This window comes from Sedimentitalea todarodis (assembly GCF_032595355.1).
GTDB lineage: Bacteria > Pseudomonadota > Alphaproteobacteria > Rhodobacterales > Rhodobacteraceae > Sedimentitalea > Sedimentitalea todarodis.
This window is the reverse complement of the sequence record NZ_JASMWN010000014.1, coordinates 102,246-120,523: the sequence shown is the minus strand read 5'-3', so window position 1 is coordinate 120,523 and position 18,278 is coordinate 102,246. Positions and strand designations below refer to the sequence as shown.

Annotated in this window: 11 protein-coding genes and 2 pseudogenes; 10 read left to right on the top strand and 3 right to left on the bottom strand. The window is 57.9% G+C overall.

Going from position 1 to position 18,278, the window contains the following annotated elements:
- The 9 genes and pseudogenes from QO231_RS16740 (at position 1) to QO231_RS16700 (ending at position 11,621) form a co-directional block, all read left to right on the top strand.
- The gene (locus QO231_RS16740; protein ID WP_316778927.1) at positions 1-1,059 is read left to right on the top strand and encodes a ParB N-terminal domain-containing protein; all 1,059 of its coding nucleotides are present in this window, start codon (positions 1-3) and stop codon (positions 1,057-1,059) included.
- A 2,635-nt stretch (positions 1,060-3,694) separates the two neighbouring features.
- A pseudogene (locus tag QO231_RS16735) lies at positions 3,695-3,997 on the top strand (DUF1403 family protein); the annotation flags it as partial.
- Between the two features lie 393 nt (positions 3,998-4,390).
- Complete coding sequence (locus QO231_RS16730) at positions 4,391-5,335, top strand: AraC family transcriptional regulator (protein WP_316778924.1); 945 nt, start codon at positions 4,391-4,393, stop codon at positions 5,333-5,335.
- Positions 5,336-5,491: 156 nt separating this feature from the next.
- Positions 5,492-6,676, top strand: a complete 1,185-nt coding sequence (locus tag QO231_RS16725; RefSeq protein ID WP_316778922.1) for an SH3 domain-containing protein — start codon at positions 5,492-5,494, stop codon at positions 6,674-6,676.
- A gap of 353 nt (positions 6,677-7,029) precedes the next feature.
- Positions 7,030-9,096, top strand: a complete 2,067-nt coding sequence (locus QO231_RS16720; RefSeq protein WP_316778919.1) for a M13 family metallopeptidase — start codon at positions 7,030-7,032, stop codon at positions 9,094-9,096.
- Positions 9,097-9,209: 113 nt separating this feature from the next.
- Positions 9,210-9,548: a hypothetical protein gene (locus QO231_RS16715; protein ID WP_316778917.1), complete on the top strand. Its 339-nt coding sequence runs from the start codon at positions 9,210-9,212 to the stop codon at positions 9,546-9,548.
- Positions 9,549-9,644: 96 nt separating this feature from the next.
- A complete protein-coding gene (locus tag QO231_RS16710; protein ID WP_316778913.1) occupies positions 9,645-10,742 on the top strand; it encodes a L,D-transpeptidase in 1,098 nt (365 codons plus the stop codon).
- Between the two features lie 61 nt (positions 10,743-10,803).
- On the top strand, positions 10,804-11,139 hold the full coding sequence (locus QO231_RS16705) for a hypothetical protein (RefSeq protein ID WP_316778911.1): 336 nt from the start codon (positions 10,804-10,806) through the stop codon (positions 11,137-11,139).
- Between the two features lie 113 nt (positions 11,140-11,252).
- Positions 11,253-11,621, top strand: coding sequence for a hypothetical protein (locus QO231_RS16700; protein ID WP_316778907.1), 369 nt, complete (start codon positions 11,253-11,255; stop codon positions 11,619-11,621).
- A gap of 143 nt (positions 11,622-11,764) precedes the next feature.
- On the opposite strand, the gene QO231_RS16695 is transcribed toward QO231_RS16700, so the two are convergent.
- Entirely contained in the window at positions 11,765-12,523 is a 759-nt protein-coding gene (locus QO231_RS16695) for a heparan-alpha-glucosaminide N-acetyltransferase (protein ID WP_316778906.1), read from the bottom strand.
- An 866-nt stretch (positions 12,524-13,389) separates the two neighbouring features.
- On the opposite strand from QO231_RS16695, the pseudogene tnpA reads away from it, so the two are divergent.
- Positions 13,390-13,782 (top strand): annotated as a pseudogene (tnpA, locus tag QO231_RS16685) (IS200/IS605 family transposase).
- A 142-nt stretch (positions 13,783-13,924) separates the two neighbouring features.
- Here tnpA and QO231_RS16680 read toward each other — a convergent pair.
- A complete protein-coding gene (locus QO231_RS16680; protein WP_316778904.1) occupies positions 13,925-14,113 on the bottom strand; it encodes a hypothetical protein in 189 nt (62 codons plus the stop codon).
- Positions 14,114-14,511: 398 nt separating this feature from the next.
- Positions 14,512-18,072, bottom strand: coding sequence for a CHAT domain-containing tetratricopeptide repeat protein (locus QO231_RS16675; RefSeq protein ID WP_316778901.1), 3,561 nt, complete (start codon positions 18,070-18,072; stop codon positions 14,512-14,514).
- Positions 18,073-18,278: the final 206 nt, after the last annotated feature.

Below are 18,278 nucleotides of genomic sequence, written 5' to 3'. Positions count from 1 at the left end.
ATGGCTACGAATAACAAGTTCGGATTTGCACCACTTGAAGCTGATGCACCCACACGTCGAGAGCGGTCGGTGGGACCAATGGGGGCTGCTGTGCGCGAGGCGGCTGAAAGCCTGACTGATGCCACTGACGCGAAGGTCGAAAAACGCCGCCAAAATGCCAAAGACGCCGATGCCTATCGTATGGCGCAGGATGAGGGCCGGGTTCTTGTCGCTCTCGATTTATCCTTAGTTGGGACGGATGATTTGCCGCGCGATCGGATGGATCTCGATGTTGTAGCAACCTCCGACGAGATGGAGGAATTGAAGTCCTCAATCCGCGAGAGAGGCCAGAAGGAACCAATTGAGGTCTATTCAGGAGCCGATGGAACCTACCAGCTTAAGAAGGGCTGGCGCCGAATTACCGCGCTGTCGCAACTGTTAGCGGAGACGGGTGATGCGCGTTTTGGGACTGTCATAGCTCGTATCGAGCAGGGCGATGATGGCCGGTTGGCACGCTACATCGACATGGTCGAGGAAAACGTCGTTCGCGAGGATTTGACCTTTGCTGAAATGGCCCAAGTTGTCATCACAGCCGCGCAAGATGCTGAAGTGGGAGAACCCGACCCAGATGCTTTAGTGGCACGACTTTACGGGTCGCTTCACAAGATGAAGAAATCTTACATCCGTAGCTTTGTCTTCTTGCTGTTGCAGGTGGGGGATGCGCTGCCATTTCCTAAAGCAATCTCACGCAATCTTGGCGTTGACGTTTCACGGATCCTAAAGGCGCGAGGCTCCACTGACGTTCTTCGCGAAATGTTAGGTAGCTGTCAGTCGATCGATGAACAGACCAACGTTTTGTCAGGTTTTGTTGAGGCATCCAAAGCTTCATCGCAGTTGCCAAAGAAAAGGCGCGAGCCGCGGGAAAAGTTCGAGTTTCACGTGGGCGACTTGAAGGTCACGGCGCGGCGCGGCGAGTGTAGGATTGTGAGCAGGGATGACTTCGCAGCTATTTCTAAGCCACTGCTAGAGCGGGCGATTAAAGCATTTGAAGAGGAGCTGCGTAGAGGAGCTAACGTATAGATGTCCAAAACGAACAGTAACCCACGGGTTACTACTTCTTTTATTTATTATAAACAATTGGTTGAGCGAAAATTATGTGCTGGCGCCATGAAATCCTGCTCATGCGCCGTCTGAACATAGAAAGTACATTGCGCTTATCGTCCAAGTGTCCACCCGGGCAATGTTATAGATCAGTTCTCGTATCAGGCAGGAAGCTTAGAGAGAGTTGTTGGGCCATTCGACCTCAAAGTCGCGTTGAAATCAAACCGTGCGGGTGGCCGCACCGGCCGCACTCGGGACCTATAGGCCGAGTTAGAACCGCTGATCCGAAGTCACAAGAATGCTGAGACTAGGAAAAAGAAAGCACTTGGACTAAATGAATAGCAAGCAGAGATTTCAACGGCTGTGATATTGATCTGGCGCTGAAACCAAGTGACATTGTTGGATGTGATCCTTCTGGCAGCCAGGCTACCGGTCTCGGAACAGCGTCAGCCCCGCCCAACGCTCAGCGAGAGTTAATCCAGCCTGGTAGGTTAAGCACGTCATAGGGCGAAGGGTTGTCGGCGGAAACTAGGTTAGCCTGGAACCGATGTTCTGGCCCAGTGAACTCTCTTGCTTGATCTCGGTCTCGACTGCGACGAAGTGGCGATATCCGCGGTCGAGTATGCAGTCACGCTGCAAATAGTTTAGAATGAGACTGTGAGGCGGTATTTGAACGTGCCAATCAAAAGGGTAGGGAGGGGGTGACCCGGTGTAGCGACTCTCGCGAGTTGGCTTCAGATCATTTACGGTGGACGTGGCGACTGCACCAAGTCCCCAACTCCATCGGCGAGATTGCATGCAGTCTCCCTTCGCTCCATTGCAACTCAGATAACTTTCAAAGACTGTCGCAGTTGATCTTTGTCAATTTCAAACGACTTTGGTGAGATTTTCCGACGATAGATCACGGTGTCTGTGATGACAGTGGGGTAGGGGGGCGATCACTTTGGGGACGTCACCCGCCTGCAATGCTTCGTTCCAAATCGGTGGCGACGTGAGATAGCGACCCATGTCCACTACGGCAGCCCCCACCTTGCCAGTCGAGGTGCCCTAAAGGTACTGCACAGGCCCTGGGGTGCCTCTAGTGACATTGCCCGCACACGTAATGGGGGACCAGCGCTGAGCGGAAGCTGACCGGTTCTGAGACTCCTTCTCGACTGCAAAACATCAGCGATGTCACCTACTTTCATAGTGGCTGCCTTGTCGGTTGGTCGGTTGTCTAGCGACGACAAATCAACCAGATGCACCGCCAGCCTTAAAATCAACGAAACACTAAGTGCTCCTATCGAAAAAAAACAAGCGGATTAGGGTTCGTGAGACAAAATTGCAGTGGTGTAAATCACTGCAATCGGAGAGGTTGTTGTTGTCATCAGAATGTCGAACTTGTGTGTGGCCCTCTATCGTTCTCGGACCTAACTACCGGTACAGAATCTTCTGAACCCCGACTCGTTTTTCAGGGAAGCGCTTGAATCTCATGAATTCCGGCACTCCGACAGACGAAAAGGCTGATTTCGTCCGAATCCACCGATGAAACCAAAGCGACAGACTGTTGTCGTTCTTGCTTCATTGCTGGACTCTAACGCGCTGATATTCTTGAAACCATGCTCTTGGTTCATTCTTGGACTTTAGGTTCATTGGTGGATTCCAGAACTTGGCCGGTCGAACCAGCTCAGAAGATAGTGTCGAGTTGTCGATGCCGCATCCATGCGGAGTGCGTTGTTCTTGTTTGCCATTTTCCTTCGCTGCTACCGAGTCCACAGATTGAGCATGAGACCGGTCCACCGATTGAGTGGAAACTTCGAAGGCGAGAGGGCTGATTTAGGGCGAGTCCACCCATGAAATTAAAACGACACGACAGAAAGCAGAGTGACATCGAATGTCGTTCTTGTTTCACTACTGGACTCTAAGTTATTGAATTTACGACCTTCGCCTTCTTGTTTGATCGCTGGGTTATTGGTTTAGTGTTGGATTTGGAGCGTCTCGTCTGCAGAGATTCCTTGGAGGATGGCTTTGAACCGATTATTCTTACGGATGCAAAGCTCGTTGTTTTCACGAACATTATGTCCCTGTCGCACCGAGTCCAGCGATTGAGTTAGGAGTCCCGTCCACGATTGAGTGGAAACTTCCTCGACGAAAAGGCTGATCTCGTCCGAATCCACCGATGAAACCAAAGCGACAGACTTGTCGTTCTTGCTTCATTGCTGGACTCTAACGCGCTGATATTCTTGAAACCATGCTCTTGGTTCATTCTTGGACTTTAGGTTCATTGGTGGATTCCAGAACTTGGCCGGTCGAACCAGCTCAGAAGATAGTGTCGAGTTGTCGATGCCGCATCCATGCGGAGTGCGTTGTTCTTGTTTGCCATTTTCCTTCGCTGCTACCGAGTCCACAGATTGAGCATGAGACCGGTCCACCGATTGAGTGGAAACTTCGAAGGCGAGAGGGCTGATTTAGGGCGAGTCCACCCATGAAATTAAAACGACAACAGACTTGCTTCGGAGCCGATTTTTAGATGTCCGATAATGCAAACTTATTGGATATTATGTTGGAGGGTAGGGTGGGGCGGTTTATACATCATATTGTGGCCGAAAGCGCTGCAGTAAGGTAGTATTGGGGCATGACCCATATCCGCCAATCCCTCAGTCGCGCCCCTGAGACCATACCCCGGATGCCTTCTTGGGTCACCTCCGCGCGTGCGGAAACCCTTGAAGATGTGGCGTTTTTGTCAAGGGCTGTGCTGAACCACCTGCATGTTGTGCTCAGAAACGATGATGTGCCCCATGCCTTGTAACGAGATCGGCTCGCGCGCCGCGCCGCAGAGGCTTGAGTCGCTTTCTCCGGTCGATCGGAGCGGGCCACGGAATTGCGCGACGCGGTACACCTGTTGCGCCCCGGCGATTTGTCCGGACCGGCGGGTGAATAAAAGGTCGTGATGTCATCCGGATTCGCGCTTTCTTGGCATCCCGATTACTGCGATGCTGCATCGCAGTCTTTCGGCAGTTCAGGATACCTACCAACAATCTCGGGCTGGCGCCCTTAGTCTGTGGAACAACTATGCGTCCGAAATGGGTGCCTGAACGGTAGGTGAATCTTTGTACGTCGCTACATAACAACCTGACAAAGCCCCTTAAACCCCTCTGAAACCATCTGCGCAATGTATCGACTTGTAATCCACTACCAAACTGCTGGCTGAGGAGTTCTGCGGTTCCCTGATCGCTCGAAAGATGCAATGCTAGCCAACGAAGCGGCTATAGGACGTCATCAAGGTCGCTTTGGGTCAAGGCCGAAAGCCTTGCGATCGCATGAGAGGCTTATGGAAACACTGGAGTACAGCCAACGGGATGGGAATGTTTCGCCGTCGCTCTTTTCACTGACGAACGACTTCGAATTCGTTGGCACCGAGGGACGGCTCATGCATCGGATTCTCGCTCCGGGACCGAAAGGTTTTAAGGTCGTGTCCGTTGTTTCGACGGGTCACTCGGCTTCCTTCGTGGAGACGGATCGTACCGCCGTGACCTTGCCACAGCGCGGACATGCGGACGTGCAGGTGGGCAGTCGCCAATTTTCAGTTTCGCCTGGCGACATGGTTGCACTCGGACCATCGGAGCGTCAGAGCCGCCTCAGCAGGGATGCGGCGAGCGACATCTACGAAAGCTATACCATTCTCTCTCCGGCCAATTGGCCTTTTGGGCTTCCAGAGGACGCCCTCTATCGCTCGCCGGATCCCAAGCGGCTGAAGCTGTGCGAACTTCTGCGGTTTTCCTTTGCGTATCTTTCCGACCCCGAACTTGTTTCGGACCGAACCATCCTCCTGCACGAAGCGCTTGTCGAGGATGCTCTTGTCGAAACGCTCACATCCGAGAATGCTTCCGAAGCGAACGCGTTGTCCAGCCACCGCTCCGAGTTCCTGGCGCGATCTGCGCAACACTATATCGACGAAAATTTCAGCGAGGCCATAACTGTGGCCCATGTTGCCCAAGCGCTCGAAGTGTCGATGAAGGCCCTGCAGAGAAGCTTCCGGACCAGACGCGGCATGACCGTTCGTAGCTACCTGGCGAGGGTGCGGCTCGATGCTATGCGTCGTCAACTCGAAAAAGGCGGCCCCGATATTTCCGTGACGTCTGCGGCCCTCGATTCGGGCCTCTTCCACCTTGGACGGTCAAGCTCTGCCTATCGCGATCGCTTTGGTGAACTGCCATCCGAAACACTTGACCGGGTGTCGTCTTCGATCAAGCCAAGGACGCCCTACGGCGGATAGTCCGGGCGTAAAGCGGATAGACGGGCCCGCTCGAGCTTCTGTAGCGTCGTGGCGACAGCGCGGACGGAATCGGAACTTCGGGAAATCGGGCCAGCCGCAAACCGGTCAATCTACAAGCTGTGCCGCGTGACATTGCAGGGAAAGGAAATGTTCACCATGTCCTATTTCAAGGTCCTTCCCATGATCGCCGCGCTCGTCACGGTTTTCGTTGTCGGCGTCGTGGATGCATCATCGGCCCAAGGCACAAGGACCGAACGAATATCCTTCGCTGCAGGCACTTCGGGATCAGTGCTCCAGGGGCGTTTGCAGGGAGACAACATCGTGGACTACGTGCTCGATGCACGCTCGGGTCAACGGATGGTTGTCGATATGTCCACCAGCAATGCCAGCGCCTACTTCAATGTCATGCCCTCTGGCTCGCCCGAGGCAATCTTTATCGGCAATATCGACGGCGGCCATTTCGACGGGACCCTGCCCGAAAGCGGCGACTGGGTGATCCGGGTGTATCTCATGCGTTCGGCCGCGCGGCGTGGCGAGACGGCGGATTTTACGATTTCTGTCCATATCGGCGGCGCTGGCGCTTCGTCGCCGTCAAATGACTTTGCCGATGGCGGGGCGGGCGGTCCGAACTTCTGGCAGGTTTCCGGGGTCTCTGCCGGGGATCATCTGAATGTGCGCTCCGGTCCGGGCACCACAAATCCGGTGATTGCCCGGGTCGTCAACGGGCAGGTGTTCCGAAACCTCGGATGCCAAGGCTCGGGCCAATCCCGGTGGTGCCACATCGCTTCGGGCAACGGTGCTGTATCGGGATGGGTGGCCGGCCGGTTCCTGCAGGAATCCGGCGCTCCTTCTGCCTCGGCCTCTGGCGGGGTGTCTGCCCCCGATTTCGCGGATGGTAACGCGGGTGGCCCAGATTTCTGGCAAGTCACGGACGTGGCCTCCGACGACTATCTCAACATGAGGACCGGCCCGTCGACGCGCTATTCGATCGTCGCTCGTGCGCCCAACGGCGCGGCTCTAAGAAACCTTGGCTGCAAGGGAACCGGGCCCTCCCGCTGGTGCCATGTCGCGACCCCGGACGGAAACTATGACGGATGGGTGTCGGGCCGTTACCTGCGCGAAAGCAGCGCGCCGGCATCATCGGGCGCTGGTCTCCACATCCCTACCGGGAGTGCAGTTTCACCGGACCTCTACATCCGCTCATCGGGCGAGGTCGAGGCTCTCTGGGACGGCGGATGCACCGTGCTCTATGCACCGAACAAGAGCCGTCTGCAGGCGGGCAGCGTCTGCACCGCAGAGCAACTCGCGGCCTCCGACGCCAGGGTTGAGCAGCTTCGGTAGGCAGTGTTTTGAAAGCCGGCCAGATGCCCCTCGTGCTGGTCGTCCTCCTGCACCTCCATGTTGCTTGGACGCATGGAGGTGCAGGCCATTCCCAAGGTGAGCGGCGATGGATGGCCACAAGGCGCGCGAAAAGGCCGACAATCGAGGGTGAAAGCGGCCTCAATTGGATAAGCCAGTGCGCAATCAGGATAGTCGGCAGCCTCGCGGAGATTTAATCTGGCGTGACGCACAGCCGAAACCCCGCCGTTTCGCTCCAAGCCTTCCTTCGTAATGTTGTTCCGAAGGGTGGTTTCGATTTCGCCGCTACGACATTCAACGCCTGATACAACGCCGCTCAAGGAAAGGAACGCCGGATGAAATCGAAAACATCGAGGCTTCTCGGTACCGCAGCGATAGCGATTTGTTTTGCTGCCGGCGTACAGGCGCAGGACCTCCCGCCGCTGACGGCGGATGACTTGCTATTCTCGGTCGACAACATGGACCTGAGCGCCGATCCAAAGGAGGACTTCTATCGCTTTGCTGCCGGCGGATGGCTTGATCGCGTTGAGCGTCCCGCCGACAAGGCCTCCTACAGTTTCGTCTCGATCCAGCTTCAGCGGATAACCGATCAGGTCAAGGCGGTTGTGGTGAACGCCGCAGAAGAGGCGGCGGATGCACCTAAGGGCAGCCCGACGCAACTCGTCGGAGATTTCTACACCGCCTACATGGATGTGGATCGCCGCAACGCGAATGGCATGGCGCCGTTGCAGGAGGAGTTCGACCGCATCGCGGCCATCGACTCTCTGGAGGAGCTTGGACGCTATTCGGCCCATGCGTTGAGATTTGACGGGCTTTCGTTGTTCGCGGGCTTTTCTCCACAGGCCGATCTGGCGGACAGCACGCGATACGCCATCTATTCCGGCCCGGGCGGCACTGGGATCGAGGCGCGCGACGTCTACGCTTCAGAAGATGGTTCGCCGCGCCGTGCTGCCTATCGGAAATATGTCAACGATCTGCTGACCATCGCGGGGTACGATCCGGCCGAGGCAAAACGCGTCACCGGTCTCGTGCTTGAGCTGGAGACCGCGTTCGACGCTGCACAGCTGAGCGACGCCGAGAAGCTCGATTTCCAGAAGCTGAACAACCGGATGTCGGTCGAGGAGACGCAGGCCCTGATCCCGAATTTCGACATTCCGATCTACCTGGAAGAACTGGGGCTGGATCTGCCCGAAGAGATTATCGTGACGCAGCCGGATTACCTGATCGCCCTGTCGAAGATGCTGGAGGAGCGTCCACTGCAGGACTTCAAAGACTATGCGAAATTCCGTCTGATCGACGGGTTCGCCAGCGTGTTGTCGACCGATTTCGAGGAACCGATCCGGGCGCGACGGGAAGTGTTTGAAGGTGTCCCGGTGCTGCGCCCTCGGGACGAGCGTGCGCTGGAGCGGCTCCAGGGAACACTTGGGCATCCACTTAGCCAACTCTACGTCGACGCCTATTACGAGCAAGAGACCCGAGACAAGACGCTTGAACTGATTGATTATATCGTCGCGGCTTTCGAGAAGCGCATCCCGACACGCGACTGGCTGACCGAAGACACCAAGGCGGCGGCGCTGGAGAAGCTCCAGGCGTTCGAAAACAAGGTCGGCTATCCCGAACAGTGGATCGACTATTCCTCTGTCGAGATCGTTCCGGATGATCCTGTCGCCAACCTGCTGGCGGTCACCGCGTTCGGCGTCGGTCGCGAATTGGCCAGGTATGGCGGGCCGGTCGAGAATGACGATTTCAACAAATCGAGCACGCTTCCCGTGGCCTTGAACGCAGCCTACGTGTTTGCGCTCAACGGGTTCCGGGTTACTGCGGCGATCTCGCAGCCGCCGGCATTCGAACCTGACGCGGACCCGGCGATTCGATTCTGCCGCTTCGGCGGCATCATCGGGCACGAAGCTACCCATGGTTTCGACACGGCCGGCCGACAGTTCGACGCCAATGGAAACCTGCGCAACTGGTGGACCGAGGAGGATACCCAGGCTTTCGTCGCCGAGGCGAAAAAGTTGGTCGATCAAACCGAAAACACCGAACTCGTCGAGGGTCATACCGGCAACGGCGCGTTGTGGGTGACCGAAAACATGGCGGATGTGGGGGGCATCAAGCTCGGCTACTCGGCTTTGATGGACTACCTCGCTGATCATCCCGAGGAAGACGTCGAGATCGACGGATTCACACAGGCGCAACGCTGCTTCATAGGATGGGCGCAGCTCTGGGCCGAGAATGCGACGGAAGCGTCTCTGGTCAATTACGCCAGCAGCGCCAACCATCCGCCCAACATCTACCGAACAACCGCGCCTTTGCAGCACTTCGACGTTTTTTATGAAGCCTTCGGCATCGAGGAAGGCGACCCGATGTGGCTGCCGCCCGAGAAGCGGGTCCATGCATGGTAGCAATTCAGCGCCCAAGTGTTGGCAAAAGCCTCCGGTGCCGTCGTCGATCTCCCGCGTGCCGTGTTCCTCGATGGCGCGTTCGGGACCCGAAATACCCGAGGAAGGAGACCAAGATGAAAAAGACTCTGCTTGTATTGCCGATCCTGGCGCTTGCTGCAGGATGCGTGGAAACAGAAGGCAGCTATGGCTCGGGGAACAGCACCTCAGGCGGCACGTCATCTGCGTCCATCAATACGCGGAACGATGGAGGGTACACACTTGTCCTGAACCCCGGAGATGGAGTTTGCACGGCGGTCTATGACGAGCCGACTCCGGGCGGAACAGAGATGAGCGCGCTCGATTGCTCGGGCGACAGGAGTGGCAACGCAACGGTGAGCTATGACGGCGCTGGAACGCCCGCTCGGGTGACCTTCGGCGGCGTGGGGATCGGCGGCGGCACTATCACGTTCTGACCGCGAGTTGCTCAACGAAACAAGGCCTCGGGCGTTGAGCGTCAGCGCACGTGCCTTTTCGATTGGGCTGGCGGTGGGAAACGGAGCAGGAAAGAAATGACGAACAGAAAGAACAAGAACGGTCTGTGGAGCCGTCGCAAAACCCTTGCGGGGCTCGCAGGAGTGGGAATCGCAACGGGTCTCCCATTGGTCGCGAACGAGACCGAAGAGATCGTCTACAATATCGAAAACATGCTGCCCGGGGACTTCACCTGGCATCCCGATCGCTCGCCGGACGGTGCTGTCGCCGTCGTGGTTTCGATCCCGGAACAGAAGGTGCATGTCTACCGAAATGGCGTCCGGATCGCTGTCTCGACATGTTCGACCGGGAAAAAGGGGCATGGGACACCGACCGGTGTATTCACCATCCTTCAAAAGGACAAGGATCACCGGTCCTCGACCTATAACAACGCCCCGATGCCGAACATGAACCGGCTCACATGGGACGGGATTGCACTGCATGCCGGCAATCTGCCGGGATACCCGGCGAGCCACGGCTGCGTGCGACTGCCATTGGCGTTCTCTGAGAAACTCTTCACCGTCACCCATATTGGCACACCGGTCATTATTGCCAACTCCCGGAGCGACCCGTGGGAACTCGTCCACCCGGGCCTCGTGCTCGGCGGCGCGACTCAGGAGGAAATGTCGGCAGCCGTCGCGGCGCTGAACGAAAAATCCCATCCCTCGGATTGGGGACATGCCGCCGAATATCCGGTGACCACCGTTCTGGCGACCGGCGCGGACCGCCGTATCGTCCTGATCGAGGACGGCAAGGAACTCTTGGAGGCCGATCTGACTATCGAAGGCTCGCCCGAGCTTGGTGAACACGTGATGATGTTGGTTCAGCCGTCGCCCGGGAACACTTCCCTGGTCTGGCACGCGGTGACCCACCATCCGGATCCGGGCGCCGAGAACCTTGGCATGCCAGAGGCGGGCATCCTCTCTCGGCTGCGGACGCCGAACGATTTCCACGCTGCGATCAAGGCCAGGATGCATCCCGGCATGACGATGATCGTGTCCGACCTGGCGGCGACACCGGACCGGCGCTCAGGCCGGGACTTCGTCATCATGGCCGGAGAAAACCTCACCTCGCCCTGGCCAAAGAGCCGCGGCGACCATATCGACCCGGTATCGCCCTACGACGATCGTGGTTGAATGACCTGAACGTGCGGAAGCACGCCAGACCGAGTTCCATAACTTAAACAGGAGAAAATCAATGTCTTACAGGTTTATTGCCCCGGCGACCATCTTGGCTTCGATGCTGCTGGCCGGCTGCGTCGAATCCACCGGCACTGGATCCACCGACACTGTCACGCCGCCCGTTACTGGCGGGGATCTGAACTCCACCGCCGCCCGCGCCTGTCGCGCCGCCATCGCGCGGGAAACGGGCCTGTCGGAGTCCGATGTCGCAGTCTTCGACGTCGTCGAGGCCGAAGCCGGTGTCGGGGTTCGAGCCACGGTGGCGGGAGCGGATGCGCCCTGGTCCTGCCAGTCGAGCCCATCGGGCAAGGTGGCCGGGGTGATGTACACTGGTAGCGAAGGCACGCTCTGACGAATTGCGTCTTCAGTTCACCGCCGGTCTTTTCAGATTGGCGGTGAATGCCAAACCACGCGCCGTGTGAGCATGTCCATGCACCAAGAACCAGCGTCTGAGTATCACGTTCAATGTCCATGATGGCCTTGCTGACAATGGTATGCAGGCTTGGTGCCGGGCTATGTCTGGCGGATGCCTTGCTGATTATCGGCAGTGCGCTCGGCCGAGGGAACGGCCAAGCCATCGTCATCAGCTTCGTCGTTGGTATCGCCTATATCGCGGCCGTTGTTGTTCTTCTGGGACTTGCGCGCGCAATCCGCAGGATCGACGCAGAGGAAATGCGCCTTGGACGTCGTGTGTCTACAGCAGGTTTGCAAGATGGGGTAAGAGTGCTGGCGGCTTGGCTGCTTGTCGCCGCATCTGCCGCAGCGATTGTCTCGGTACTAAGCCTCGTTGCCATTCTGCAGCGAGTGTCCGAAGGGTTTGCGGTGTTCGGGTGAGCGCTTGTCGCGTCACTGCAACTTTGGGATGTCACGGTCATGCCGGCGTGTGTGAAGGTGCAGCTTGCAATTGCCAGCCAGACCGACGCAGCGATGGGAACACCGCCTCAACCTTTGCTACCGGCGCAGTCGCGTCGGTTTTACTACTGCGAGACGCTGCTTGCCAGCCAGACGGCCCCGAACAGGATCGGCTGGTGCAACAGGTAGAAAGCAAGGCTGTTTCGCCCGGGCCATGCCAGAACACTCTGGATTGTGCTCGGCGGTCGGGCTGGAGCGCGCCACCTTCCCGCGAATAAGCGTGCGAACAGAAGACCCGCAAGGCAGACTCCGAGCCAGGGAAATATCGGCTCGTAGTCCAGCATGCGAGGGCGGCTTGCACCAAGCCCAGTCCAGAGCCAGGCTGGTCCATCGAAGGCGGCTACGTCGATTCGTCCCGCCAGCAGCGCCGCCACGGAGGCCACCGCCAATACTGCGACCGGGACCCGAAGAAACAACAGGCTGATGGTTGTCGAGACGGCAATGGAATGCAGGATCCCGAACCGCACCCAAGCATGCGGCATCGCCAGGCGTGTTGCCGCTGATACGGCAATCGCGGCCAACAGGAGAATGCCCAGGCGGCGCAGAAATGCCCGCCATCGAATGGCGTCACCATGAGCCAGCCACAGGCTGACACCGGAAAGAAACAAGAAACTCCCGGCGATAGTCCAGGCAAAGACCCTCCACGCAACTGCCTGCATTGCGTCGGCCGGAAGGAATCCGAACATCGTGAGATCCCATGCCAGATGAAAGATGACCATCGCGAACAAGGAAACTGTGCGTCCGATGTCGATCGATAGCAAACGGTGCGATCCTGTCGGTGCGGAGGCACGCTTCGTTTCAATTCCACCGCTTTGAATACTCATGTGCCCAAACCCGATTCCGTACTGCATGACCTCCGCAGGCAGCAAAGTACAACAACACTATCTGACCCCCGAATGGTAACGTATCTAAGCCGGGCGTGCGATGGCGTGCGAGATCTGTGGTCGCGAAATGAGTGTAAACCAGTTCGATGTTTTCCAACCTGATATCGGAATCGTCCCCCTCTTGATCGAGAATGATCAGGCCTAGCCGCGGTGATCCGGCTATTCGGGTTATGATCACTGGGACGAGGCAATGATCCATCGGATGTGATCCCGCTTGACGCGCGGGATCGAGGGTTTAGTGGGCGCCGCACCCTCCGCTTCGCTCCGTGTACGTCGGGATTTACCCATTTGATAGGTCCGCCTGCCATTCGGCACCGCCCCTCAACAGGGGTTGTGATGCCGCGCAAGCGTGTCAGCCGGCGGGCAGAACATCGGCTCCCCGGCCCATGGGCGGTCCCCCAATATTCAGCCCTTGGCCCCCTGTCTGAGTTTCGGGTCCGGCCGCAGGTCAGGCTCCGCCCTTGCTGCTTCGCCCAGCCGAAATGCATGGGCATTTCGTCAGTCAAACCAGACGAGGCTCTGCCACTGGCGGATGGAGGCATCAGACCCGACCGCTTCACCAAAAAAGGAGGGTCCGACTATGGGATGCCCCACGCCTCAGCCCGAAAGGGCAGGGACCCAAGCCCACACGATCCAGCACGCCCGCTGGTCTGCTTGGACGAGACCTCCAAACAACTGACCAAAGAAACCCGCGCGCCGGTCCCCATGCAGCCAGGCCAGCCCGCGCGGTTTGACTATGAGTACGAACGCAACGGTGTGGCCAACCTATTCATGGTATTCGCGCCGCTGGAAGGCAGGCTGGCGCCATGTCGCTGTCCGCAAACACGCGATTTTACCACAGATTCCATGTCGTATAGGCCACAAAGTATAGGTACAAAGTTCTACGGGGACGGATGCGCGCGCGTATCCGGGAGATCATCATGCAGACCTGCAATGAGATGGGGGTACATATTGTGCGCGGCGTTTTGGTGCGAGATCACGTGTATATGTTTCTGTCGATCCCGCCCAAGCAATCGCTGTCTGACGTCATGCAGCGCATCAAAGGCCGATCATCGCGCCGCATCCAAATGGAGTTCCCAGAGTTGGGCAAGCGCTACTGGGGCAGGCGGTTTTGGGCCCGTGGCTACTTCTCCACCACGTCTGGGAATGTCATCGACGATATCGTCCTGCAGTATCTGGAATTACATTCCTCCAAATGATGCCACCGGCGTCAGCCGGTGTGTCGTTCACTATCCTCATGTTCTCAAGGACTTGGCTGACACCCACTTCCTGTGTCGCTTAGCAGTTAACTGTAAGAATGCGTTCATTCCGGCGAAATTTAGCACTCTAACCTGAGAATCATCAGCCCCTGATTTCACATCGGTTGCATTTGTCGGGGTGGCTGAGTTCCCGTTCGGAAGAAAGACCGGCAGCATCTGCCTCAGTAGACTGACCGGGATTGCCCTTCAGAAACTCGCGGATCGCACCCATTCGGCGACAGGCCTCTCCCCGAAGGTCTTGCTCTATGTCGTCGAGGAGCGGTTCGGTCATGGCAGAGTCCGGGAATGAATTCGGAGCCACGATTCTCAAATTAGGTGCCAAAGTCCAGCGGCGATTCTCAAATTAACTGCCAATTCTCAGATTTAAGTGATGAGCTAACGCATTGAAAACATATCGATCAAGTTATTGGCTTTAAGTGCTAAGTCACACCTGAGACCATACCCCGGATGCCTTCTTGGGTCACCTCCGGACGTGCGGAATCCCCCGAAGATGTGGCGCTTTTGTCAGGGGCCGCGCTGTGTTGTTGAAAGGCCAATCTCTCTTAAGGCAATGCATCGGGCGTCGCCGACGTAGACGCGGGGGTTTTAGCAGCGTCAATTTAGGCGCGGCGGAAACTTTGCGATACTACCTAAAGTCATGATCACGACTTCCTGCGATCGTTGACGAGTTCATCCCTCGAACAGAACGAAGGGCGACCAATTCTGCGGATCGGCAACGCGCGCGTCTGTCTGGCTGATGTACCAGAGCTTGGTCTGACGCAGGGCGGCGGACGGGTTGCTGACCTCTTGGGCGAGCCAGTTCTCGTAGAAGCGTTGCATAAAGTTGAGGGCGGCAGTGTCGCCGACAGACCAGAGCGCCGCGAGCACATTCTGCGCCCCAGCCACAAAGAAGGCGCGGGGCAGGCCCTCGAGCCCTTCGGAATAGTCGATCACACCCTGGCCGGTAGCACAGGCCGAGAGCACGACCAACTCGGTACCAAAAAGGTTCAGGGTCTGAACCTCAACCGCGTGAAGGACGCCGTTCTCTTCATCGGGTCCGGTGGCACCCCGCAATGCTTGGTTCGCGCCTGCGAGGGTGATGCCGGACTGGAGCAGCGGACGCCCTTCGATCGTTCCGCTGGCGAGGTAGAAGCCGTGGGTCGCGAAGTGCAACACCCGTGGCGGCAGCGCGAGCGACTTGACGGCGGCCTCGGTCGCCTCCCTACCGGTCAGCACGATCGGAGTTGGCTCGCCGGATCGGTAGGCGCTGTATGCGTCTCCGATGTAGGTGACCTCCGCTAGTGTCGCCGAGAGCGGCGGAAATCCGGCGAACTGTGCACGGGTGGCATCAAGAGCGGCGCGTTTCTCGGTCGGTGGGAGCAGGGACGCCGCGGCGACGGCGACCGCCGTCTCACCGAAGTCGATGCCGCCGAGCGCGACAAGGCCCTTGCCGCCAGGTCGGTGACCGCGGCCGACGAGATCACGGCCGGTCTGCAGCATGTGCACCTCGAAGCGTTGGATGAGATGGTGGCCATTGTCATCCACGAACGCCTCGAAAGGAACAGCTTGGAGCGGCCCATCGGGCGCGATGTAGAGCGTGTCGATGCCGGAAAGACGTGGCAAAAGCGGCGCGATCAGGCGGTCGCTGCCAAAATGCATCAAGTCAGTGAAGCCAACCTTCTTGGCTTGTCGCAGATCGGCGTCGACGACGCCCGCATAAAGCGCGAAAAACACTTGGGCCTCGCCGAGGTCCACCAGCGCGGGAGCTGCGTCAGCACGCATCACCAACGCGATAAGCCGGAGCGGATCATATGTGTCATCTTCGAAGTTAAATGGCTCGAAAAATCGGTATTCTATGAGCGCTGCGTCATCCTGAAGCGCCAGACTCACCGTTTCGGCAGTGGCAGCCTGAGCGGTAAGGTAGTCGCGAAAACGGCTGGATCGGGCGCGCAGGTCCGCCTCGGCGTTCTCAAGTGCTTCGCGGAACTGTCTCTTGTCCGTGGGAGAAGCGTTTTCGTCGAAGGCGACGTTCGAGAGTGCCCGTCGGCCAGAACGAACAGCGGCGATGGCCTCAAGAAACTCGGGTTCGTCGCGCTCGCGGGCGATGTTGCCAAGAAGAGCTTCGTCCTGGGCGAGACGCTTTTTCCACTTCAGCGCAAGATCAGCGGCGAAGTGCACCGAGGCCTCGGACGGATATTGTAACGCCAAGCTGAAGCTAATTGCCTGGAATTTGCTTTCAAGCGTGATGATCTGACGTTTGCGTGCCGCTTCGCGTGTGGTGCCAACCTCGACGTTTAGCCACTGCCCAAGCCGAAAGTCGAGAGAGCGTAACACGACAAGCGCCTGCTCAGACCTGTCGGTTTGGACAAGAAGGATCGCAAGTTTACCGAGTGTATTGATTGTCGCGGGATGGTCCGAGCCAAGAATACGTTCTTGCGCCTCCAATGCATGGCGGTAGAGGGGCTCAGCCTCAGCAAAACGCCCGGTGCTCTCATAGAGCGCCGCAAGGTTGGCTGCGCTTGCGGGCATCAGGGGATGTTCCTTGCCCAATACGCGTTCGCTTGTTTCGAGCACCCTCCTGTACAGCAACTCGGCATCCGCAAAACGCCCGGTGCGCGTGTAGAGGCCGGCGAGATTGCTGACGCTCGCCAGTGCATCAGGATGCTCAGCGCCGAGCACTCGCTCTTGCGCCTCCAGCGCTCGGCGGAAGAGCGGCTCGGCCTTAGCAAGCCGCCCAGTGCTTTCATAAAGCGTGGCGAGGTTGTTTATGCTGATGAGCGTGCCTGGATGTTCCGGGCCAAGCACGCGAACTTTAGTCTCGAGTGCGCGTTGATAGAGCGGCTCGGCCTCAGCGTAGCGCCGGGTGCTCGCATACAGGCCGGCGAGGTTGTTGATACTTACCAGGGTCTCTGGATGCTCCATGCCCAACACGCGTTCGCGCAATTGAAGGACGCGCCGATGCTGCACCTCGGCCTCGGCATAGCGACCTATGCTTTCATTTAAGGCGGCAAGGTTGGCTATGCTGTTGAGTGTATCGCGATGCTCAACACCGAGTACACGCTCTCGGACTTCGAGTGCTTGACGGTAAAGCGGTTCGGCCTCACGGTAGCGCCCCATGCTGTCGTAGAGGCTCGCGAGGTTGTTGATACTTGTGAGCGTGTCGAGATGTTCAACACCGAGCAGGCGCTCATGTGTCTCGAGAACACGCCGGTAGAATGGCTCAGCTTTGGAGTGACGCCCGGTGACCTGATAGAGCAGCGCGAGGTTGCCGACACTCAGGAGGGTATCGATGTGCTCGGGACCGAGGACACGTTCCTGCACCTCGATCGCGCGGTCGTAGAGCGGCTCGGCCTCGGAATAGCGTCCCATTTTCTGATACAACAAAGCAAGATTATTGAAGCTGGTTAGAGTGTCGGGGTGCTCGAGACCGAGTCCGCGTTTCTGGGCCTCGAGCGTATCGAGATAAAGCGGTTCAGCCTCTACATAGCGCCCGTTAGCCTGATAGAAATTGGCAAGGTCGCCGATGCTAAGGATCGTTGCGGGGTGGTCGGGACCAAGCGCATGCTCGCTGGCCTCCAGAGCGCGACGATAGAGGCGTTCGGCGTCCGTAAAGCGCCCCGTATTCGCGTAGTGGGCTGCGAAGTTGGCGATGCTGATCAGTGTATATGGATGCCCGGGACCGAGCACTCGCTCGCTTGCGTCAAGGGCCTGGCGATAGAGTGGTTCGGCTTCTGCGAAACGCCCCATGCTGTCGTAGAGAACGGCAAGGTTGTTGACACTATCGATGGTGTCGGATGCCTCCGCGCCAAGCACGCGTTCGCGGGCCTCGAGGGCGCTTCGGTGGAACGCTTCGGCGTCGCCATACCGCCCTATGTTCGCATATAGCAGGCCAAGATTGTCGATGCTGGTAAGTGTGTCGGGGTGTTCCGGTCCGAGCACACGTTTGCGGGCATCCAGAGCGCGGCGGTGTAGTCTTTCGGAGTCTGCATGACGCCCCATGCTCTGGTACAGAAGGGCAAGATTATCGGCACTGGTTAGGGTGTCAGGATGCTCGGCGCCAAGTGTCGCTTCCGCCTGTGCGAGCGTAGAAACGGCCAAGTCAGTTGCCTCGGCAATATCCCCGAGTTCGTAGGCCTCCATGATTGCCGCATTCGCCGTCGCGATGCTGTCCGGCACACTTTGTGCGGCGCAGGGATAGTTCGAACCAAACGCGACGGCCACAAAAGCCGCGAAAAACACGCGCGGGGTCATGATTTCTGACTCCCCTATGAATTGAAACAGGCATGGCTATACTCTCACGAATCGGGTGTTTGGCCAAATCTCGAAGATTGAGTTGCCAATGCGTATGTCACTAACTCTGATTGCATCTTTATCTGCTGCGGTTTGGAACAGCGGGGGTTATGCGCAGGAATCCTGCTTTTGCCTCGCACATGCGGTGACCCAAGATATCGTTCGTT